Source organism: Bacillus weihaiensis (assembly GCF_001889165.1).
GTDB lineage: Bacteria > Bacillota > Bacilli > Bacillales > Bacillaceae > Metabacillus > Metabacillus weihaiensis.
Window position 1 is genome coordinate 4,231,460 of sequence record NZ_CP016020.1, and the last position, 20,256, is coordinate 4,251,715.

The 20,256-nt window shown below is 35.5% G+C and carries 20 protein-coding genes and 1 pseudogene; 14 read left to right on the forward strand and 7 right to left on the reverse strand.

All coding sequences use genetic code 11. The features are described 5' to 3' along the window. Window positions 1-12 precede the first annotated feature (12 nt). Together A9C19_RS20525 and rlmH are read left to right on the forward strand one after the other, a co-directional pair. A complete protein-coding gene (locus A9C19_RS20525) occupies window positions 13-168 on the forward strand; it encodes a CxxH/CxxC protein (RefSeq protein ID WP_072581592.1) in 156 nt (51 codons plus the stop codon). Window positions 169-250: 82 nt separating this feature from the next. Then, a complete protein-coding gene (gene rlmH, locus A9C19_RS20530; RefSeq protein WP_072581973.1) occupies window positions 251-730 on the forward strand; it encodes a 23S rRNA (pseudouridine(1915)-N(3))-methyltransferase RlmH in 480 nt (159 codons plus the stop codon). A gap of 311 nt (window positions 731-1,041) precedes the next feature. Here the strand turns inward: rlmH and A9C19_RS22845 are convergent, their stop codons facing one another. Together A9C19_RS22845 and A9C19_RS22850 are read right to left on the reverse strand one after the other, a co-directional pair. Further along, window positions 1,042-1,995: a methyl-accepting chemotaxis protein gene (locus A9C19_RS22845; RefSeq protein WP_420835846.1), complete on the reverse strand. Its 954-nt coding sequence runs from the start codon at window positions 1,993-1,995 to the stop codon at window positions 1,042-1,044. Then, a pseudogene (locus tag A9C19_RS22850) lies at window positions 1,993-2,757 on the reverse strand (MCP four helix bundle domain-containing protein); the annotation flags it as partial. The gene A9C19_RS22845 and the pseudogene A9C19_RS22850, both read right to left, overlap by 3 nt. A gap of 806 nt (window positions 2,758-3,563) precedes the next feature. Here A9C19_RS22850 and A9C19_RS20545 point away from each other — a divergent pair. Both A9C19_RS20545 and A9C19_RS22855 read left to right on the forward strand, forming a co-directional pair. Beyond that, a complete protein-coding gene (locus tag A9C19_RS20545; protein WP_072581595.1) occupies window positions 3,564-3,986 on the forward strand; it encodes a hypothetical protein in 423 nt (140 codons plus the stop codon). A gap of 51 nt (window positions 3,987-4,037) precedes the next feature. Beyond that, complete coding sequence (locus A9C19_RS22855) at window positions 4,038-4,199, forward strand: hypothetical protein (protein ID WP_420835847.1); 162 nt, start codon at window positions 4,038-4,040, stop codon at window positions 4,197-4,199. A 255-nt stretch (window positions 4,200-4,454) separates the two neighbouring features. Here A9C19_RS22855 and A9C19_RS20550 read toward each other — a convergent pair whose 3' ends face one another. The 3 genes from A9C19_RS20550 to A9C19_RS20560 form a co-directional block, all read right to left on the reverse strand. Continuing rightward, complete coding sequence (locus A9C19_RS20550; protein ID WP_072581596.1) at window positions 4,455-4,838, reverse strand: hypothetical protein; 384 nt, start codon at window positions 4,836-4,838, stop codon at window positions 4,455-4,457. A gap of 185 nt (window positions 4,839-5,023) precedes the next feature. After that, complete coding sequence (locus tag A9C19_RS20555; RefSeq protein WP_072581597.1) at window positions 5,024-5,326, reverse strand: nucleotide pyrophosphohydrolase; 303 nt, start codon at window positions 5,324-5,326, stop codon at window positions 5,024-5,026. Continuing rightward, on the reverse strand, window positions 5,323-6,969 hold the full coding sequence (locus tag A9C19_RS20560) for a DUF2075 domain-containing protein (RefSeq protein ID WP_072581598.1): 1,647 nt from the start codon (window positions 6,967-6,969) through the stop codon (window positions 5,323-5,325). Before A9C19_RS20560 ends, A9C19_RS20555 begins: the two co-directional genes overlap by 4 nt. A gap of 206 nt (window positions 6,970-7,175) precedes the next feature. Here A9C19_RS20560 and A9C19_RS20565 point away from each other — a divergent pair, with 206 nt between their 5' ends. The 3 genes from A9C19_RS20565 to A9C19_RS22860 all read left to right on the forward strand — a co-directional run bounded on the left by A9C19_RS20565 (window position 7,176) and on the right by A9C19_RS22860 (window position 10,639). Further along, window positions 7,176-8,135: a hypothetical protein gene (locus A9C19_RS20565; protein ID WP_072581599.1), complete on the forward strand. Its 960-nt coding sequence runs from the start codon at window positions 7,176-7,178 to the stop codon at window positions 8,133-8,135. A gap of 422 nt (window positions 8,136-8,557) precedes the next feature. Beyond that, window positions 8,558-8,986, forward strand: coding sequence for an NAD(P)H-dependent flavin oxidoreductase (locus tag A9C19_RS20575; protein WP_420835848.1), 429 nt, complete (start codon window positions 8,558-8,560; stop codon window positions 8,984-8,986). Between the two features lie 1,041 nt (window positions 8,987-10,027). Next, window positions 10,028-10,639, forward strand: coding sequence for a methyl-accepting chemotaxis protein (locus A9C19_RS22860; protein ID WP_420835849.1), 612 nt, complete (start codon window positions 10,028-10,030; stop codon window positions 10,637-10,639). Between the two features lie 233 nt (window positions 10,640-10,872). On the opposite strand, the gene A9C19_RS20585 is transcribed toward A9C19_RS22860, so the two are convergent. Next, on the reverse strand, window positions 10,873-11,604 hold the full coding sequence (locus tag A9C19_RS20585; protein WP_072581603.1) for a YqcI/YcgG family protein: 732 nt from the start codon (window positions 11,602-11,604) through the stop codon (window positions 10,873-10,875). 185 nt (window positions 11,605-11,789) lie between these two features. Here A9C19_RS20585 and A9C19_RS20590 point away from each other — a divergent pair, with 185 nt between their 5' ends. After that, the gene (locus A9C19_RS20590) at window positions 11,790-12,254 is read left to right on the forward strand and encodes a hypothetical protein (RefSeq protein WP_072581604.1); all 465 of its coding nucleotides are present in this window, start codon (window positions 11,790-11,792) and stop codon (window positions 12,252-12,254) included. Window positions 12,255-12,376: 122 nt separating this feature from the next. On the opposite strand, the gene A9C19_RS20595 is transcribed toward A9C19_RS20590, so the two are convergent. Further along, on the reverse strand, window positions 12,377-13,822 hold the full coding sequence (locus A9C19_RS20595) for a DEAD/DEAH box helicase (RefSeq protein WP_072581605.1): 1,446 nt from the start codon (window positions 13,820-13,822) through the stop codon (window positions 12,377-12,379). A 247-nt stretch (window positions 13,823-14,069) separates the two neighbouring features. Between A9C19_RS20595 and A9C19_RS20600 the strand changes: the two genes are divergently transcribed. The 6 genes from A9C19_RS20600 to A9C19_RS20625 all read left to right on the forward strand — a co-directional run bounded on the left by A9C19_RS20600 (window position 14,070) and on the right by A9C19_RS20625 (window position 20,246). Further along, on the forward strand, window positions 14,070-14,516 hold the full coding sequence (locus A9C19_RS20600; protein WP_072581606.1) for a DUF4385 domain-containing protein: 447 nt from the start codon (window positions 14,070-14,072) through the stop codon (window positions 14,514-14,516). Window positions 14,517-14,653: 137 nt separating this feature from the next. Then, on the forward strand, window positions 14,654-15,340 hold the full coding sequence (locus A9C19_RS20605) for a response regulator transcription factor (protein WP_072581607.1): 687 nt from the start codon (window positions 14,654-14,656) through the stop codon (window positions 15,338-15,340). Further along, window positions 15,333-16,619: a sensor histidine kinase gene (locus tag A9C19_RS20610; protein ID WP_072581608.1), complete on the forward strand. Its 1,287-nt coding sequence runs from the start codon at window positions 15,333-15,335 to the stop codon at window positions 16,617-16,619. Before A9C19_RS20605 ends, A9C19_RS20610 begins: the two co-directional genes overlap by 8 nt. A gap of 195 nt (window positions 16,620-16,814) precedes the next feature. Beyond that, on the forward strand, window positions 16,815-17,513 hold the full coding sequence (locus tag A9C19_RS20615) for a polyphosphate polymerase domain-containing protein (protein ID WP_072581609.1): 699 nt from the start codon (window positions 16,815-16,817) through the stop codon (window positions 17,511-17,513). A gap of 33 nt (window positions 17,514-17,546) precedes the next feature. After that, window positions 17,547-18,230: a DUF4956 domain-containing protein gene (locus tag A9C19_RS20620; protein WP_072581610.1), complete on the forward strand. Its 684-nt coding sequence runs from the start codon at window positions 17,547-17,549 to the stop codon at window positions 18,228-18,230. A gap of 72 nt (window positions 18,231-18,302) precedes the next feature. Next, entirely contained in the window at window positions 18,303-20,246 is a 1,944-nt protein-coding gene (locus tag A9C19_RS20625) for a CotH kinase family protein (protein ID WP_083584456.1), read from the forward strand. The last annotated feature ends 10 nt before the right edge of the window (window positions 20,247-20,256 follow it).

The window sequence follows — 20,256 nt, forward strand, 5'->3', positions numbered from 1 at the left end:
GGTTTGAGAAGAATGTATTGTTGCGAGGAACATGTAGAAGTCGCTATAGATATGTATGTGGATGAAAAAGAACTAGCACCAGAGATCGAAAAAGTAGCAGAAAATGAAAAGTTATCCACAACATGTGAATTATGTAAGAACCCTGCAGTGTATGTGATCGGAGAGTAATAATTATCAACAATGTGGATAACTGTTGATGGAATGTGGATAAATAATTTGAACATGAAGAAGTGAAATGGGGAAAGATGCTGTGAATATTTCAATCGTCACAATCGGCAAGCTAAAAGAAAAATACTTAAAGCAAGGAATTGACGAATACTTAAAGAGACTCTCAACCTATGCAAAAATAGACGTCATCGAACTACCAGATGAAAAAGCCCCTGAAAACTTAAGCGAAATCGAAATGATCCAAGTAAAAGATAAAGAAGGGGAACGAATCCTAAGCAAAATCAGCGATGACACCCACGTCATCGCTCTTGCCATTGAAGGCAAAATGAAATCCTCCGAGCAGCTAGCCAAGGACCTTGACCAGCTCGCAACCTACGGCAAAAGCAAAATTGCCTTCGTCATCGGCGGATCACTAGGATTAAGTACAGCGGTTATGAAGCGTGCGAATGATACGTTATCATTTTCAAAGATGACTTTTCCGCATCAATTAATGAAGTTGATTTTGTTAGAGCAGGTTTATCGTGCGTTTCGGATTAATCGGGGGGAACCGTATCACAAATAATGGTAAATAGTAAGATAGAACTTACTATTAAAATAAATAGATTAAATGAAATAAGTAGAAAGCAAGGAAATTCAGCAAAGGGTAGTTCAATGGATATTTGAAGATTTCTCTAGAAAGCTATTCCATAAATATGATGGCTCACCGCCAGACCCGCAGAAAGCGAAGCGCCTGGAACGGAAATCAACAGACCCCTATTCACCTCAAGCTAAAATAAAAAGACTGTAGGCAAGCCCGATTTTTATCGAGTTTGTCTACAGTCTGAGGAAACCCATATAAATGAGTTTCCTTTTAGTGAGTTTTAACTATTATTATCAGCCCTTAATCTTAAACTTAGAGATTGCTAAATGTAACTCTTCTGCCAATGAAGAAAGTGACTGAGCCGATGAGGCTATTTCCTCCGTTGTGGCTAGTTGCTCTTCTGTAGCGGCACTACTTTCTTGATTTGAAGTTACGCTTTTTTCTGCAATGTCCCGTACATTTTCAAGAGCCATTGATATATTTAAACTAATAGTCTCAATATCTTGAATAGATACTGAAACATCTGTAACTTTATTTGAAACATCTGACATAGACTTTTTAATATCATTAAATGATTGTTTTGCTTCCTCTGTTGAAGAAATACCCTCTTGTACCTTTAAATTTCCTTCGTCAATCGATAATACTGCATTCTTTGTTTTTGATTGGATATCTGTAATCATATCTTCTATTTGATCTGCTGATTTTTTTGATTCCTCTGCAAGTTTTTTTACTTCTTCAGCTACAACTGCGAATCCCTTTCCGTGTTCTCCGGCTCTAGCAGCCTCAATGGCCGCGTTTAGTGCCAAAAGATTGGTTTGGTTTGAAATATCGGTAATTAATGATAATATTTCCCCGATTTCTTTTGAACGATTATCAAGTGAGTTAATCACTGTATTCATTTGATTAAACGATGCTTTAATTTCATGAATACGATGTACAACTGTTTCAACAGATGTCATTCCTTTTTCAACAAATTTTGATGTGATTTTTGTTGATTTATCCATTTCGGTACTATTATCACTAATATCTTTTACACGTTTAATCATTTGATCTAGTGAAACTGAGACATTATCAATCCTATTTAATTGTACCTCTACACCTCCTGTATTAGTTTGCACAAGGTTTGATAATCGTTCAGAGACTTTGGTATTTTGCTCAGCACTTGCAAATAATTCGCCTGAGGAAGATGCAACTTGAATTGCAGAATTACTTGCTGTAGAAACAGTTGCATTTAAATCAATTAACATTTTATTAAGTGAACTAACTAGTAAACCAATCTCATCTTGATTACGAATTTTTAAAGGCTCAATAGTCAAATCACCATCGGAAATATGTTTTAAAGTTTCTGTTACTGATGCAAGAGGTTTACTTATGCTTCTTGTGATAAAGAATGCTACTCCAATTGCGAAAAATAAACTTATACTAATGAAAAATATGGATTGAGAAAGCCCGCTTTGATATAAATTACTAGTCATTATGCTTGCATCTTCAGCAAATTGCATGTTTAAAGCAACAAGTTGATCCATACTCTTTGTAATTTCATTAATTTTGTCTTGATAATTTGTAACTTCTATAATTGCTTCATCGTCGTTATTTATAGCACTTAATGTAAATACATCATTAACAAAGTTATTATATAATGCAATTTCGTTTTTTATCTCGTCAATTAAGTCTCTTTCATTTTTAGTTGTTATATATTTTTCATAATCTATGAATAACTTATCAAGTTGTTCCTTATTAGTTTTATACTCCTCTTCTTTTCCTAACATAGTTTCGTCGTCTGGTGAAATAATATGTTCACTAATGATGCCGATATTTTCGGAAATAATATATTTCATTTCGGTTATTGTGTTTAATGCTGGTATTTTTTCGTTTGTTATAAATTTTGTTGAATCATTTAATTGTCCTAACTTGGTTATTCCAATCCAACCTAAAGTTCCCATTAAGACAACGATAATGAGAAAACTACTATATAATTTTTTTCCAACTGTCAATTTCAATATTCTCACTCCAACCCCTAGTAGGAAAGTACTATTCTGTAATATTATAATATTTTAAAGTGGGTCTTATTGTCTAGTTATTTCTTATGCCAAGAAATGACTATAGTATCTAACATTACAACTGCATTTTATTTTAATGCCTTAAAGGAAAGGAGAAAAAATCATCAATTCTGGCTCTAGTTGAAGTATAAAAAGGCCCCCTTAAGGATATTTTGGTATGTGGTAATACCTACTTATACCATTAGAGGGCTACGTAAAAAACCATATGTATCGGCACAAGATCATGGCATGCTGACAGCCCAATACGGAGAACAGTTGTATTCGTTTGCGAAATATGATTTTGACTCGATACCTAATAATTTTGTCTTTTGGGTAAGAAAACGGATCACTTCATGATATAGGGCAAAGTGAAAGTTGTGGTACGGTTCTCCGTGGTTATGTAAGGGGCAAAAATTGGGCCTTGGAGTTAATTACCCATTGACCATTTAGTTCTTTAAGTTTTATTTGGATATTTCTATCTTCTAACGTAGTTATTTTTAGACCAATAGTGTAAATAAAAAAGTGAATTTAATTTTACGATATCTTTTAAATATAGGGACGCTGACTGATAGGAAGTCATATAATTTATATTAAATAACCAGTCACTTTCTGTAAAAACATAATGAGTTTATTCTTATTCCGAGGAATAATAAGTTAAAAATTTTGATTTACCATCACTTAGGCTTTAATCTGTGTTGAAATAATTAAAAAATATCTCAAGCAAAAATATTATATAATCAAGAAAGGTACAAAGTAGAAAAAAGGTGGTGTTATTTATGCCAAGCCCAAGATTAAAATTGAAGAAAATATGGACAGATGTTGTTTTTTTTGAGGTTAATTTAGGGCTAATAGGTAACGATTGTACAATAAATCTTGATATATATTTAGATAACGCATATTTAGATGAACTTCGAGAAGGCATCATTAATTTTGCTAACCAGCTAGGAAAACATGAATTTACATGGATAACAGGTCATGAAACTGGGGACGCCACACACTTTCTATCTTTGAGATTTTTCCTCGCAGAAAGAAGAGGAATTGTCGGTATTGAAGTTAAAGTAGACAATAAGATGGAACCACCATATAACATGCGCTCTAATTTTTACTTACTTACTGAAATAAATCAAATTGATGATTTTGCTAGACAGCTCGAACGGTTCATAAAGGAGGAGACTCTAGAAATAGAGGGAATTATTTAAGGGGAGTCTTTTTATATGTTAGATTACATATGAATAGATGAAAAATTTCCAATTCTAAATCTAGTATCAAAAATTTTTAAATCTGGAGCTATTCTGTTTCATCCATTTGTCCAGATGACTATTAAAAAGACAAATAACAAGGCAAACCCCTTACCAGCATATATATCCGAGTTATGTAGATACTTCACCTTGTGGTTATTTATCTATTTTTAACTCCACAAATTTATATGCAATCATCTCTCTTTGCTAACGTTCTCTTTTATCGAATAGTAGATATTGTCACCCTATTATTGATTATTTATATGCGCATAAAAACAAGTGAAATATTTTTCTGTAAATGGAAACGCAAAAGGACTAATTAAATTGGTTCATCAGTCATGGGTCCGACATTATATCCATTAGTGCTTCCTAAGGATTATGAACGAAGCAGGAGAAACGTCCCTGGGCTTTTCTTTAGCTTAATATTAATCATTCTCCAAAACTATTTTCGTATATATCAAGAAACTTTGATAATTTTACGCTTTGTTCTTGAACATTCTTATCCTTAACCGTTACCTGCCAGCCATATTTTTTGTATTCTTTATAGTTCCTATCACTAACGGGTTCTAAATCAAATTCCTTAGCTACTGCTTCAAAGGCTTCCTTGTAGTCCAACTTTGCCTGTTTCAATGCTTTTTTAGGATCTTTAAAAATAGGCATTCCTTCAACATTAGCTCCTATTTCGTATGCCTTTTCATTATCAAAATCAATACTTAATTTACTAGTATCATATTCATTAACAACTATTGATAAGGATTGATTATCACATGAAACTAACAAGATGATTGAAAAGATAATAAGTAAGCCCCTCATATATACTTCCATTTATCCAATGTGTTTTGACCTTATAGAAAGTGGACAAGCCTAGTACTGTATAACATCCCTTATGTTCTCGGAACTAAAACAAAAAAGTAAACGTGGTTTGACTTAATCATTAAAAAGCAAAAGAAGTGTAAGAAGAAATATTCTCATGCTTTAATAGATGAAGTACCCAAACCTTATTCAACAGGATACTTCCTCCCATTCTTTTCAATCTTCTCTTCAACAATCTTTTTAACATCCAATCCCAGATCAGAACATAACATCAATGAATAGATTAGAACATCTGCAATTTCTTCACGGATATTTTCTCCATTCCTTTTAAGAGCTTCTTCACTAGTGATCCACTGAAAATCTTCTAGTAGTTCTGCTGCTTCAATGGAGATAGAGATTGCTAGGTCTTTTGGGTTATGGTATTGTCTCCAGTTACGTTCATCTCGGAATCTGTTTATTTTATCGATTAAGGGTTGTATGTCACTCATGTCCTTCTTCTCCTTTCTAATTCTAGTAGATGTTGTCTCAAAGTAGGGTCTGTTGCGTAAATGTATAGCCCACGAATTCCTCGCTTCATTAGGACATTGATGGAATTTAATATGATTTCTTCTTTAATTTCCTGGTTCTTCTCAAGTGATAAGTCTGAGCGTGATGTGAATGCTCCGGTATCTTTATATTTAGATGGGTCAATAATTAGCTTGTTTGTATCTCGATTATAACTAATGGATGGACCAAGGACTACACCGACATAGTTAAGATCGAAGCCTTGAACAGTATAGATGGATCCCACTTCTCTAATGGATTCAGGATTCTCAGCCCAAGCCACATTATTTGTTGTGTTATTCCAAGGCATGTTTATTCCTTCTTCATCGACAATGTACGTTTCTTTATCTTTTTTATGTAAATAATCAAAGGTTGAGACAATACGTGATAGACCGACTTCATTATTTTTACTTTCTATAGCAGCTTTAAATGATTTAGCATGATCAAATAGTTTAAGTTCAAAGGAAAATCCTGTTTCTGAAGGTAATGGGAGAACTTCTTTGGCAACAAAACAATTAATCCAATCTATTGTCTCCTGATTAGCGTTCATTCTCATTTGATCTGTTAGCTTTACGGTTCTGGCCGAATAGTGATTTGTAATTTCCTCAAGTAAACGTTCGTTCCAGTAGCTTTTAATCTTTAGCACTTGTTTTGGATCGAAGATGACGATTGTAATCTTACTTCGTTTAATAATCTCATCCAATTGATTTTTATAATTAAAATTGTTATAAGTATCTTCCTTCGTTAAAAGTAGATGGGCTTCGTCTATAAGCACTATATCTGCTGTAGTTCCCGACTTCGTTTTCTCATTAATAAAGGGTGTTGGCTTCATTAGGTTCTTCTTCTTCATATTCGGCAAGCTGTTAGCAATATTTTTATATGTCTTTAGCACCTCACTATTATTAACAATCAAATAGTTATCGGTTCCTTGTAGAAGAGAGCTACTATCCTTAGATAAATCCTGAAGAGTATTAAACAAAGAGCTTAAGAGGACACTTTTACCTGTGCCAGCATCTCCCTCAACCGTAATCACATGGTTGCCTTCTAACTTGATATGTTCCTTACAGAAATCAAGAATGTCACTTTTAATATCTAGCTGTAGAGGTGACAATTCCTTATAAGGGGATAGTTTATATATGTCTTTGTTTTTAAGGTTCTCAATGGTATCACTCACAATTTTCTCTTCACGAAGCTTCTCCCAAATTGTTTGAAAAAGATCTTCATTATAAAAGGATTTATCATAATAATTGTGCATTTCCCTAGAGCTAGTTTGACTTACATTTTGTAGTTGGAAGTGGTTATCGGCAATAAAATAATTAATCAAGTTTGACTCAATATTATACGTAGCAGATTGATTAAATTTCTCGTGTCCAACCAAAATAGACCGGTTCAAATTTCTTCGCCTTTTATCCTCTAAGTGTTTTTTCAATCTTCTTGTAGCTTGAACGGTTTGTCCTATATAAGCTGAAGGCCTTTTTTTCTCATTATAAAGAATATAGACAATCGGATAATCATTCAGATGAAGGGACCTAACTGTATGGTCAGAGTCTCTATTAAAATCTTTCATTTCAAACACTAATTCACTCATACTAGTAGCCTCGTTAATTTATTTTAAGACAATAGTATCATAAAATTGGTATAATATAGGTGGATTAAGACTTGTGGATAGAAATTTAAATGTAAAGTGGAGTTTCAAAGCTTCCTTTCAAAAATCAATTTGTGTAAATAAGGAATAGAGGTACAATTTTTGTCTGGGAAAGTCGAGTATATAATAAATAAATTAAAGAGGTTATGATGGACTGTATCATTTGTGAAAAACGAATTGTAAATGAAAATAATCAATTGCAAAACAAAGTTCGTCAATTCTTGAAAACAAATAAACAGCTAGATTTAAAACACCAATGGATTAAAGAGTGGAAAATTTGTTACGGTTGTAGCGAGCAATATACGAGTGAAAGGCTAGAGTTAGATGCAGTGGTGATTATTGAAAAAATGAAATTAAAAAGAAAAGAAAATCAGAAGAAAAAGCAAAAAGGACCTTCTCAATCATTTCGAGAGGACTATATCCGTAAGTATATTGAGTATGCCACGGATAAGTCAGAGGAAAAAGGAAGGTATACACTATATCAGCCACCACTAAAAAATCGCCAACAATATGATAAGGCATATATTGAGTATGTAGAACGTAGAGAATCATTAGCTGTGATGATCGTTCGAGATTTAGTGAAGACAATAGATACTAGGGGTTATTGGGTTGATGTAAGACATCTTGAAGAGCATTTTCTAACCGATTTTGATAGGGATTTTTCTTTTATAATAGTGGAATTATTTCAGCGAGTATTAAAGCCAGATTATCCTAAGAAAATGATAGAAGAGACTGATGCTGATTATAAAAACCGTATAGCATACATCACGTGGAAAACCGCAAATGCTGACATACATTCTCAACGAACTAGAGGAATAAAAGGTGATGTGTATATAATTTTGCCTCGTCTAAAAAATGAACATGAGGATATGTATGATAAGCATTTTATTGTATGGGACTCCAAACGACTTGTTTTTAGGCGTGTTCGAATCGGGAAAGAATATGTAAATATCATTAAACCACCAAAATGGAGTTATGAAATTGTTGCTACAGAAAAAATAAATCATCAACAACTACGTTATATTGAAAAAAATATGCAAAAGATTGTACGTAAAACTCATAAGGAGCGGAATTTTACGCTATCTATATTTAGACCGCAACAAAGGTGATTATTACATGCTACTATTCCAGTAGACAACAGGAAATAAACATAAGCTGACTATTCGTTTAAAAGAAAAGGAAGCAAAAGAACCATTCTTGTGTATTTTGTAGTCCCGATGACCGGAAAATCATCAACTTGAAGCTTAAGATAGGGTGGATTCACAGGTGTTTCATCAGGTTTCTCAAACACACTTTTTCCAATATAAAAAGTAAGTAATGTTCGAATTACCTGATCTTGATACTTGATAAATTCCATTAAATAAGTTAATTATTGAGGGTACAACTTGTCACATCCTTTTTAGGTTGGTGTTTGGTGTGGTAACCTCACTATTTCCTAAAATTCAGGGGGTGGCAATTTTTTTGCATTTAAAGCCCTTTAAATCTAGGAATTATTAACTTTTTAATATATAAGTTTTGACAATACCCTGTAATATCTGCTGGAGGAATTATGGATGGAAGAGGATTAATGGCTTCTATCTGCTTGGGAGCAGAGGGAGTACAAATGGGTACAGCTTTTTTAACTTGTATTGAAAGTGGAGCAAGCGAGATTCATAAAGAAGAAGTTCTTCATACACCTGAGAACCAGACAATTATGACACGTTCTTTCTCTGGAAAGTGGGCAAGAGGAATAAAGAATGAATTTATTTTTGAAATGCAGAAAAGTGAAGAATTACTACCAAACTTCCCGGTACAAAACACGCTAACCAAAGGAATTAGAAAAGCCGCTACTTTACAAAAAAATCGCGAATTTATGTCTCTTTGGTCTGGACAAAGCCCAAGGTTAGCTAAAAAACAAACGGTTAAATCGCTTATAGAAAGTATTGTTGAGGAAGCTACTTTGATTCTCAGTAATAAGTGATTCCCCCGGACTATGAACGAATCAATAGAAAAGTCCCGACACTTCTATATTTTAAATTCTAGAAGCTGTTGACTAGTCTGATTAACCTATATTCCTTCTTTGAAAAAGATAGTAAATATGATTCTAAAATAGTATAATAATGTTCTATCTTTGGTAAATTATTATAATTGGAGGAGCCTTATGAATGCGGTTCAAGATCTTCGAAAGAAGGACATAAAAGTTAAAAATTTCTGGATAACTGTTACTTATTCTCTATCTTTAGTAGCGGGACTTGGATTAGGTGTTGCAACCGGTAACCTTCTTCATATTGGACTTTTTAGTATCCAATTGGCAGTATATATAGGGTTATATCTTTTATTTAACAAATATACGAATCTAGAGCGCTTCTTTCCGTACTCATTTTTAATTATTGCTTATGGAGTAGCCTTTGGAAGCATTTTTTTAATTGGAGGGAGCTTTATTAGCTTACTCACTTTTATTATGCTTTTGTTGTTGGCGATGCTTCATTATAATCCTTATATTTTCAGCTGTGGCTTCATTTTAGGCTTCATAGGATTAATCTTGAACAGTAATTATGCTTTACCAGAATACAGTTTAATAAGGGAACAAATGCCTGTATCTCTTGTAGTGTATTTGATAATTTCTGTTATAGCTACATCTCTAATTCGTCTTAATATAGCTCAGTTCTCGCAACTTGAAAGCGTTCTGCAGGCTTCACAGGAAGAGGCTAAGGAAAAGGAGAAGCAACGGTTAAACCTTGTAACAAATGTTAACTTTATAAGTAATAATGTTTCATCTATTCATAAACAGTTACATAAGAATCTTCAGTCACAATCTGAAATGGCCACTTCTATTAATGAAATGGCTTCAAGTTCTCAGACTCAAAGTGAACAAATCACAGACTTAGCACTAGGTACTGTTAGCACGAAAAAAGGCATAGAACATTTAAATGAAGTAACAACGAAGTTAATAAACGAATCAGAAACAGCGCAAATTGTTGCAAGTGAGGGATCTGATAAGGCAGACCTGTTGACTTTAAGTATGAGTGATTTAGAAGAGACAATTAAGGAACTGAATAACAACTTTAATATATTAACCAATAAAATTGAACAAACAAATAGTTTTACTGACCAAATTAAAGAAATTTCGGCTCAAACCAACTTGCTTGCATTAAATGCATCTATTGAAGCAGCTAGAGCTGGTGAAGCAGGACGTGGTTTTTCAGTGGTCGCTGAGGAAATTAGAAAGCTTGCGGAGATGACAAACTTAACAGCAGAGAAAATTACACTTAATCTATCAGAAGTAAATGATAGTAACAGCGCAGCCCAGGATAAAATGATACTTAGCAGTAAGAAGCTAAATGATAATGTAACCGCCGCTGAAGCTGTGAAGAAAGCTTTTGGTAAATTATCAGAAAATCAATTAAGTTTAAAAACAAATTTTTCTCAGTTTGAAGAATTAGCAAGTAGTGTTGAGCAAAATGCAATCACAGCAGAGTCCTCAACAAATGAACTTGCGGCTATCATTGAGCAAGCAACGGCCACCCTTCAAGAAATGAGTGCTACAGTGGAAAATTTAAATATTATTAATAATAATATAGCACTCCAGTTGGAAGAAACAGCAACTAAAGCTGAGAGTATTATTGAAGAGTAAGTACATGTAGACAGGGACCTTTGAAGCAGATCCCTGTCTTTTTATGTGTACCAACAAGCATAGTATATTCTTAGAGACTAAAATTACTAAGAGTGGAGAATTAAAAAGATCTGTAACACTTTGTTTCACTCTTATTTCCAGCGCTTCCTTTAGATTATGAACAAAGCAGTAGAAACGTCCCTGCGCTTCTAAAAGCCTCGCACCTTACTCCTGTGCGAGGCTTTACCTTATCATTAGAGATTTTTATGTTGAAACGGACACTTCCCAAGTATTGGTTCGATATCATCTCCAATGAAAAACTGCTTCCATTCATTGTGGGTAGGGTCGCCGAAGTGAGAGATATCAGGATGAGTAGGGAGGTTATCCCATTTTTCAACACGTTCTCTTACTTTTTCACGTGACATAATGCCACCTTTTTCTGTTCCTTCAAGTCCTTCAAAGATTTTTCGTGGTTGGAATCCAAGGATAAGGCTGTTTCCTAGATCACGTGTTTTTCGTTGTTTGTATGCAGGTGCATTTCCGAAGACAAAGATGGGTTCCCCGCCAAAGTGGAAGTCCCATAAGTAGTGGTCAGGGTCTTTAGGTTTGTCTTCAGGCCATTTTTGTTTGTCGTTTTCGTGTAAGTTTTGGAGGATGTCCCAAAATCGTTTACGGTAATGTTCAAGGTCATCCTTTTCTTCTTCAGGTTCTACAAAGACGAAAAGACCATGACGGACGTATGGAGGTTCTTTAAATAGAGTTAAGAATTCCTCAACAGCCTTAGGTAGGTTCGACCAATCATCCTGCGTGATATATGCGTAACGCAGTTCGCCTTTCATTTCCGCTTTCATTCCAAAATAACAGGGAAATGTTTTATCCGTTACAATTTGATGAAAAGTAGTGTATTCTCGTATTACCCATTCAGGAACTACGGTTGGATTCGTCATATCTTCCTTCGTTAACAATGTTTTGCTTGTTACCTGCATGATCGTTCTCCTTTTCCTAGTCTTTTCTCAATAGATACCCAAAATAGTGTAGCTTGAAACAAATGGAAACCCCCTTATGAGCAGAGATGAACATGCAAAAAAGAAAATATCTGAATAGAGAAGATGATGTGCATTTTACCGATCCAACAATGATATACTAAAAGAAAAATGATACTGGAGATTATATGTTAACATTTGAAGAAAAACTAGAGATTATTGAAACGTTCCCTGAACTTGAAAGAAAAGATGTCTCATTAAAACGAGTGAATTTTCATTATAATGAGAGTGCATATGAAAATAAAAATGTCGTATATCACCTACATCCGAATGGAAATGGTTTTGTGTATGCTGGGAAAATGACAGGATATGAAACAAATGATAAAGGCATGGTCAACATTCGTGAATTCACTGAGATAGAATTACGTGAAATCATTAGAAAATCTATTCTTTCACTAACTGCTCAGGATAGTGAGATTTCAAAACAGCCAACGGAAGAAGTGTGGATTAATGACAATACGATTACCCTTACGATTCTAGAAGAAGACGATCTTTGGAATGTTTATTCAGAAGATGGTGGACTGGATGGTACGTTTAATACGTATAAGGAAGCGATGAACTATCTTGAGACGGAAGGGTTTTCGCGAATTTAATAGCATGGTAAAAAGAGAAGTCGATGGTTGACTTCTCTTTTGTTTGTAAAAATAGCGAACGAGACTATCCTTTTACTAAAATAACCCCTTAAATCCAAGAATATAAAGTGCTCTTTAAAGAATCACTTAATCGCCTTACTAACTCTCAATTTCTTCCCTTTAACAGTCGCATTCTCCATCGCTTGTAAGACAAGTGAGCCTTTGCCGTTCAGAATATCTACATATGACATTTGATCCTGGATCGTGATAATGCCGATATCGTCTACTGTGACACCAGGGATTTTTGCGATCGTTCCGACAAAATCTACTGCGCGGATCTTTTTCTTTTTCCCACCATTGAAATGGAGCTTCATAATGTCTTGATTGATACGGGCTGTTTTATTGTTTCTCACAATTCGACCACTGGTGCGTTTTTCTTCAAAAGCAGCTTTTCCATTGGCAACTTCAAGTTGACTCGGAGCTTCTTTTGTAGGGATTTCAAAGCCAATGTATGTTTCGATAGCTTTTATGAGCTTCTCTTCGTAGCGGTTAGAGAGAGTAATGGCCTTACCTTTTTTTCCGGCACGTCCCGTTCTTCCTGTACGGTGTACGTAGCTTTCTTTTTCCACTGGAACGTCATAGTTGATGACGAGTGTTACATTATCAATATCAATTCCTCTAGCTGCTACATCGGTGGCAACAAGATAGCGGAAATTTCCTACTTTGAAGCCTTCCATCACTGCAAATCGGTCCTCTTGTTCAAGCCCCCCATGCAGTTTTTCACAAGAATAGCCGGCTTTATCTAGCTCGCTGTAAACGGTATCTACATGCTCTTTCGTTCGGCAGAAAATAATGCTGCTATCAGGATTTTCAACGACTAAGATGTCTTTAAGAAGTGAAATCTTCTCTTCTTCCTTTACCTCAATTAAGGAGTGTTCGATAGAACTTGCTGTTACACCAGTTGACTCAATTTCAATTTGAACAGGCTCGATCATATATTGATGACAAAGCTTTTCAACATCCTTAGGCAAGGTAGCGGAAAAGACCATCGTTACTCGGTTTGTTGGTAGTTCTTTAATGATTGCTTCCACTTCATCAATAAAGCCTCGGTTAAGCATTTCATCAGCTTCATCAATGATCAGGTATTTGATTTGGTCAAGTGCTAAGGTTTCCCGTTCAATATGATCCATTACGCGACCTGGCGTACCAACGACAACATGTGTTTTTTGCTTTAATTCATCCTTTTGTTTCGAGAATGGTTCTTTTCCGTACACAGCTACTGCTTTAATACGCTTAAATCTTCCTATATTTGTTATATCTTCGCGGACTTGAACGGCTAATTCTCTAGTTGGAGTCAGAATTAAGGCCTGTGGTTTTTTTTCCTCCCATTCAACCATATGGCATAGGGGAATACCAAAGGAAGCTGTTTTTCCACTTCCTGTTTGCGATTTAACGACAAGATCTTGATTGTCTATAGCTAATGGAATGACTTTTTTTTGGACCTCTGTTGGTGTTTCATATTTTAATATCGAGAGTGCTCTTTTTATTTCATCGCTTATTTGATAATCATCAAAACGTTGTTTGCTCATTTTTTTACCTCTTTACTTGTTTTTTTGTCATATGTATAGGATTCTCTCCATGAAATATCATATGCATGATCGGAATATGGTTCATTATACTTGAAAAGTGAGGGTTAAACCGCCTTTATGATAAATTTAAGTCACTACATCAAATAATGACCAGATAAACCAGCGTGTAGCTGAGATGACATGCAACTACACCGATGCGTACAATCTAGATGCTCTGGGTAAAGATCATTAAAAAAGGATGATAGGCATGTCATTTGATTATGAGTTGGACTTTGACAAGATTAATTTTCGCAATAACCCTGAACTGTATAGAGTTGGCAGAGGCGAACAGGGGGTGTTATTGGTGGAGCCTTATAAAAGTGAAATTCTTAAGAATTGGCGATTTAAGACACCGAGTATAGCAAGGGAGTCATCGGATAAAATTTATGACATGTTTCTTGATTATAAAGAGAAAGATGATTTTGTTGGGATGGACATGGCGAGGAAATTCCTGCAGATGGGATATACCCGAGCACGTCGATACACAAATTACAAAGGCGGGAAGAAGTACGATGAGAATGGCCATATAAAGGAAAGACAGATTGATCCAGAAAAGGCTGAATCAGCGAGCATCTTTAGGGAAAAGTGGAAGCTAGCTAGGGAGGATAAAGAATACCTGGAGCGAAAAAAAGAGCACCAGAAGCGGTATGGGTAAAGGTTGGTGCCAGTCCCCCACAACTTTAAAGTATTAACGTACTGGGGGCCTGGCCCCTTTTTAAGGTTAGTTTAAGGTATGAGTGGTATTCTGATAAGATATAAGTAATGCGTTGGAAGTGAAAAGGTGAGGGTACCATGAAGATATTAGTTGTTGAGGATGATCCGGTGCTTTCGGATACAATTGTTGAGTCCACTAAAGCCTTGTATGAGACGGTTCAAGCGTTTGATGGCGAGGAAGGTCTTTATTTAGCAGAGCAGAATATTTTTGACATCATCATACTGGATGTCATGCTGCCTCATATGAATGGCTATGAGATCCTTAAGGAATTAAGAGCAAGAGAGATCATGACACCAGTAATTTTTTTAACAGCCAAAGATGGAATTGATGATAAGATACAAGGTCTTCGATTAGGAGCGGACGATTATTTGGTAAAGCCATTTCATCGAGAAGAGCTTTTACTAAGGCTAGAAGCAATTGTTAGACGAACGATCGGAGACTATAAAGAAAACAGTGTGGTGTTTAAAGACCTTAAGCTTAATTTGAAAACAAAAACAGCCATGATTAAAGATGAGCAAATTAAGCTAAATGGAAAGCAATTTAACCTGCTAGAGTATTTAGTCAATAATAAAGAGACGATTCTAACAAAGGAACAAATATTTGATCGTGTTTGGGGCTTTCAATCCGATACGACGAATACAGTTGTGGAAGTATACACAAGTCATATTCGAAAAAAACTTAAACCATATAACTATGATCAATATGTAAAAACATTTCGCGGATTAGGCTATATGTTGTCAGAAGAAGGCCATGAACATGAATAAGAAAGAAATAATCGGTAAACAACAGCTTACGTTCATGCTATTAAATTTTGTTGCCTTCACAGCAATTTTTGCTATATTTGGTGTGATTATTTTTAGCCTTGTTCAAAGTACCCTATATACGAAAGCAGATGAGGAGCTTTTATTTTTTAAACAAAGACTAGCGGAAGAACCACAACAACAACTAGGACCACCAGATCGCAATCAGCCTAATCAAGCTCCGATTCAAGCTGTCCCGCCACTAAATCCGAGAATCATTGTGCTTCAGTGGAATAATGACGGAGAAATTGTAAACCAGGAACAAATAGGTACACAGCTTTATCAAAGCTACCTACAGGAGATTGAATTTGACCGAGAGTCATTGGATGAAATCACAAGTATAGCGATGAATGATCACTATACCTTCCGATCATTGTCCTATCAAAATGAAGAGAGCGATGACTACCGCTATATACAGCTTTTAATTAGTATCGATGCGGAGAAAAATTTAATAGAAAACTTTGGATGGATTTTAGTCATATGTTCTGTTGTTAGTATTTTTCTTTCGATTACAACAAGCTACCTTTTATCTAAAAAAACGATGAAACCCATCATTAAATCATGGAATCGCCAGGCAGAATTTGTTGAAAATGCATCCCATGAGTTAAGAAGTCCCTTAACGATTATTCAGAACAAGCTTGAGCTCATGCTGACAAAGCCAAATAGTAAAATAGTCGATACGTTTGAAAGTATTGCCCTTAGTTTGTCAGAAACAAGGCGTCTTTCACAACTAACATCTGATTTACTGACACTTGCTCGTGCAGACTCATTAGAAACGCAATTGAAGAGAGAAGCCTTTGATGTAGATGAATTTGTTCAACATGTATGTCAGCCTTATCTAGAAGTAGCAGAATTGCAAGAGAAGGAACTATGGTTACACCTACATGCCAAGATCAAAATAGAGGCTGATAAGGCAAGAATTCACCAGCTATTCGTCATTCTACTCGATAACGCGTTAAAGTTTACAACGGAAAAGGAAAGGATCGGTGTGAAAACCTACCTGGAAGCTAATAAGGTTGTATTAGAAGTAAGTGATACAGGAATTGGCATTAATGAAGAGAATAGAGAACGAATTTTCGAACGCTTTTTTAGAGAGGATAAAGTCAGATCAAGAGAAAAGGGCGGAACTGGTCTAGGACTTGCTATTGCACATTGGATTGTAGCAAGTCATAAAGGCACAATTAAAGTGCTAGATAACCCCAAAAATAAAGGGACCATTTTTCAGGTGAAACTACCGGGATAGAGATCACAGACATGTGGTCTTTTTTTGTTGCTTTAGAAAACTAAATTCCCTCTACTTTGTATTTTGAATCCTCATGACTAGCTTCAACGATCTTTTTTTCAATTGTAAAGATCTTGTTAAGTTTTTTAAGCCTTTTTTAAGGTTCCTGTTTAATAATGTACACATGAACAAGTTATGTGAAAGGAGTAGTAAGAAATGAAGGCAATGACGTTGAATGGAGTACAGGGACGTACAGAGCTCAAGCATGAGTTATCAAAAATGGATTGCTACCTGCTGCGTAATCGATTAAAGCATGTAATGGAAGTTGATCCTTATGCCAATAAAGATGGCAAATATTTTATCCGAAGTGTCTACTTCGACAATTTTGATAATAAAGTCCTCACTCAGAAGAAAGAAGGACATTATGGTCGAGATAAATTTCGCGTTCGCTTGTATGACTTTAATACAAGCCTGCTAAATCTAGAGAAGAAGAGTAAACGGAATAATCTTACGTACAAGCAAAAATGTCCAATCACCATTGAGGAATATGAACAAATGCGAGTGGGGGATATTGCTTGGATGGAAAATGATGAACGTTCCCTACTACGCGAATTATATATTGAAATGAAAATGTATCACATCAAGCCGATGACAGTGGTTGATTATGAGAGAGAAGTGTTTATTTATCATTATGGAAACGTAAGGGTGACCTTTGATCGTGATATTAAGACAAGCTTTCGAAATAATGATGTGCTAAATGTAGATTTACCGATTATTGAAACAAATTCTGATGTAGTCATTCTTGAAGTAAAATATGATGAATTTCTACCTGATGTGATTAAAAAGCTTCTTCAAATTGGTAACAGACGAAGAGGAACGTATTCAAAATATCAGATTAGTAGAATGTACGGATAATGTATTTATAAACGTAATTTGGAGGAATGGAAAATGGAAAGTGTAAGCTTTAATGATATTTTCAAGTCGAGTATTTTAGAAAAAACAACGAGTTTTTCTATCGTTGATTCAATGATTGGGTTAGCGGCAGCGTTTCTATTAGGTCTCTTAATTTATACAGTCTATAAAAAGACGTTTTCAGGTGTGATTTACTCACATACTTTTAATATTTCGCTTATTATCATGACGATGGCAACATCTTTAATTATTATGGGAATCTCGTCTAACGTTTTATTATCACTTGGTATGGTTGGGGCTTTGTCAATTGTTCGGTTTAGAACACCAATTAAAGATCCGATGGACATTGTCTATCTTTTCTGGGCAATCGTCGTAGGGATTTTATGTGGAGCAGGATTTATTCCATTAGCGGTGTTAGGTTCTATTCTTATTGGTTTAGTGTTGATCTTATTTGTAAATAAAATAAAAATTGAAAATCCGTATTTATTAGTAATTAAATATGATGAAAAATCTGTAGAAGAATCAGTTGAGCACATTGTTTCACGCCATGCGAAGAAGCATACAATGAAATCGAAATCCATCATGCCTGGAAATCATCATGAAGTGACGTATGAGATCCGTATTAAGGATGATGATGTGGGATTCCTTACAAATCTTTCAGAAATGAAAGGCGTACAGTCAGCAGTGATGATCAGTTATGATGGGAATTTTACTGCTTAATGAAAGGATCTACTTCAAGTGGCGGCAGGAAATCTTGCCGCCATTCATAGTCAATAGAACGGAGGGGTGATTATGCCTATTAAAACGAAAAGGATTGTATCCATCATGCTTGCGGCTATTCTCTTTACGATAGGTTCAATCTATTTGGTTCAAGAACTTCAGCTTGAAAAGGTTGACTCTGCTTTCTCTTATACGGAAAAACTATTTGATGAAGATGCTGTTTCAACAGTTGAAATTACAATTGAGGATGAGGAGTGGGAGGATCTACTTGCTAATCCGTTGGAGGAGGAATATAAGGAGGCTTCTATTACGATAAATGGTGAAAAAGTCTCAAATGTGGCTATCCGAACAAAGGGTAACTCATCCTTAACCTCTGTTGCACGAGATGATTCAGAGCGCTATAGCTTAAAAGTGGATTTTAATTATTACGATTCAACACAAAGCTTTTATGGACTAACGAAGCTGAATTTAAATAATAATTTTAGTGATACAACCCAAATGAAGGAATTTGTCTCGTATGAATTAATGGAGCAAATGGGGATCACAGCGCCAGGTCACTCTTATATGAAGGTCATGGTGAATGGGGAATATTATGGTCTCATGCTCGGAGTGGAAGCAATTGATGAAACATTTATTGCCAAAAACTTTAATACAGCACAGGGCTATTTGTATAAGCCTGATGGTACAGGAAGTGACCTTGTTTATATAAGTGATGATTTAAGGGATTATGATGGAATTGAAGTGAAGATGAATGAGGAGAACATAGAAGACTCTGAGCTGCTTTCCATGATTAAAGCAATTAATGATGGCGATGGATATGAAGAGTATCTAAATACGGATGAGCTGCTTCGCTATTTTGCGTTGAATACCGCGCTCGTCAGCCTTGATAGTTATCAAGGGCAGCTAAAGCATAACTATTATTTATATGAAAATGAAGATGGTGAATTTTCGATTCTTCCTTGGGATTATAATATGTCATTTGGTGGATTTAATATGGGTGGAGGCGGAGGTGCTCCGATGAATCCTAATGAAGGTAATCTAAATGAGTCTACAGATCAACAAAATGAGGCACCAGCTGCTCAAGAAATAGCCCCAGGCCAATTGCCAGAACGCCCTCAAGATAATCAAAGGCAGGCACAAGGAAATGGTCAAGACATTGAAGCCGTGTTACCAGAAGGAAATAATCAACGTGGTGGTATGATGGCTTCTGGAGATTTGTTGGACGAAGATACAATTAATTTTAGTATCTATCAGCCGGTTTCAGGTACTACTTTATCTGAGCGTCCATTACTAAATGTTTTAGTAAGTGATGAGACCTTGCTAGCACAGTATGAATCTTATATGGAACAAATTGCAACAGAGGTATTAACAGAAGAGAATGTGGCTGCTATTACAACGAAGCTTAAAGAATTGTTAGAGCCATATATTGAAAGTGACCCATCTAAGTTTTTCACGACCGAACAGTTTTTAGAGGGAGTGAGTGGGGCTAACAGTCTACCAGAGTTTGCAAAACAGCGAAGTGAATCTATAGTTGCTCAGCTATCGGGAGAACTTGTTGTAGATACAGACCAGACAACTACTAATAGCTTACCTGACATGGAGGGGCAACCTGGTGTGAGAGAACAACCCGAGAACGGTGCTGGTCCACAAATGAATGAAAGAGGAAGAGGTGGGATGGATATTAATTCCATGACAGATGAAGAATTTTCAGCATTTCTAGAGACCCTTCTATCTGGCCAATCACCGATTCCATTACCAGAGAACTTTGACTCCATGACAATAGATGAGCAAAAAGCGTATCTTCTAGAGACAATGGAAGCGGGTGGACCACCAGGAGCTGATATGGGTAACGGTCAAAATAATCGTGACCAACCAATGAACAATGAAGCAAGCGATTCTAAAACCGAAAATTCAACTGGAGAATATACACAAGCGGATCTCTATCTTCTTCTTGGTTTTCTGATCATAACCGTTGTTGCGATTTTAAGTTTTCGTCAAATAGGTCGTAAAATATAAAGGCTATTAA

Excerpts from the sequence above, each read along its gene's own strand:
- A9C19_RS20525 (WP_072581592.1), top strand. The coding sequence starts at position 13 with ATGTATTGTTGCGAGGAACATGTAGAAGTCGCTATAGATATGTATGTG.
- A9C19_RS22845 (WP_420835846.1), bottom strand. The coding sequence starts at position 1,995 with ATGTTAATTGATTTAAATGCAACTGTTTCTACAGCAAGTAATTCTGCA.
- A9C19_RS20545 (WP_072581595.1), top strand. The coding sequence starts at position 3,564 with ATGCCAAGCCCAAGATTAAAATTGAAGAAAATATGGACAGATGTTGTT.
- A9C19_RS20550 (WP_072581596.1), bottom strand. The coding sequence starts at position 4,838 with ATGAGGGGCTTACTTATTATCTTTTCAATCATCTTGTTAGTTTCATGT.
- A9C19_RS20555 (WP_072581597.1), bottom strand. The coding sequence starts at position 5,326 with ATGAGTGACATACAACCCTTAATCGATAAAATAAACAGATTCCGAGAT.
- A9C19_RS20560 (WP_072581598.1), bottom strand. The coding sequence starts at position 6,969 with ATGAGTGAATTAGTGTTTGAAATGAAAGATTTTAATAGAGACTCTGAC.
- A9C19_RS20565 (WP_072581599.1), top strand. The coding sequence starts at position 7,176 with ATGGACTGTATCATTTGTGAAAAACGAATTGTAAATGAAAATAATCAA.
- A9C19_RS22860 (WP_420835849.1), top strand. The coding sequence starts at position 10,028 with ATGAGTGATTTAGAAGAGACAATTAAGGAACTGAATAACAACTTTAAT.
- A9C19_RS20585 (WP_072581603.1), bottom strand. The coding sequence starts at position 11,604 with ATGCAGGTAACAAGCAAAACATTGTTAACGAAGGAAGATATGACGAAT.
- A9C19_RS20590 (WP_072581604.1), top strand. The coding sequence starts at position 11,790 with ATGTTAACATTTGAAGAAAAACTAGAGATTATTGAAACGTTCCCTGAA.
- A9C19_RS20595 (WP_072581605.1), bottom strand. The coding sequence starts at position 13,822 with ATGAGCAAACAACGTTTTGATGATTATCAAATAAGCGATGAAATAAAA.
- A9C19_RS20600 (WP_072581606.1), top strand. The coding sequence starts at position 14,070 with ATGTCATTTGATTATGAGTTGGACTTTGACAAGATTAATTTTCGCAAT.
- A9C19_RS20605 (WP_072581607.1), top strand. The coding sequence starts at position 14,654 with ATGAAGATATTAGTTGTTGAGGATGATCCGGTGCTTTCGGATACAATT.
- A9C19_RS20610 (WP_072581608.1), top strand. The coding sequence starts at position 15,333 with ATGAATAAGAAAGAAATAATCGGTAAACAACAGCTTACGTTCATGCTA.
- A9C19_RS20615 (WP_072581609.1), top strand. The coding sequence starts at position 16,815 with ATGAAGGCAATGACGTTGAATGGAGTACAGGGACGTACAGAGCTCAAG.
- A9C19_RS20620 (WP_072581610.1), top strand. The coding sequence starts at position 17,547 with ATGGAAAGTGTAAGCTTTAATGATATTTTCAAGTCGAGTATTTTAGAA.
- A9C19_RS20625 (WP_083584456.1), top strand. The coding sequence starts at position 18,303 with ATGCCTATTAAAACGAAAAGGATTGTATCCATCATGCTTGCGGCTATT.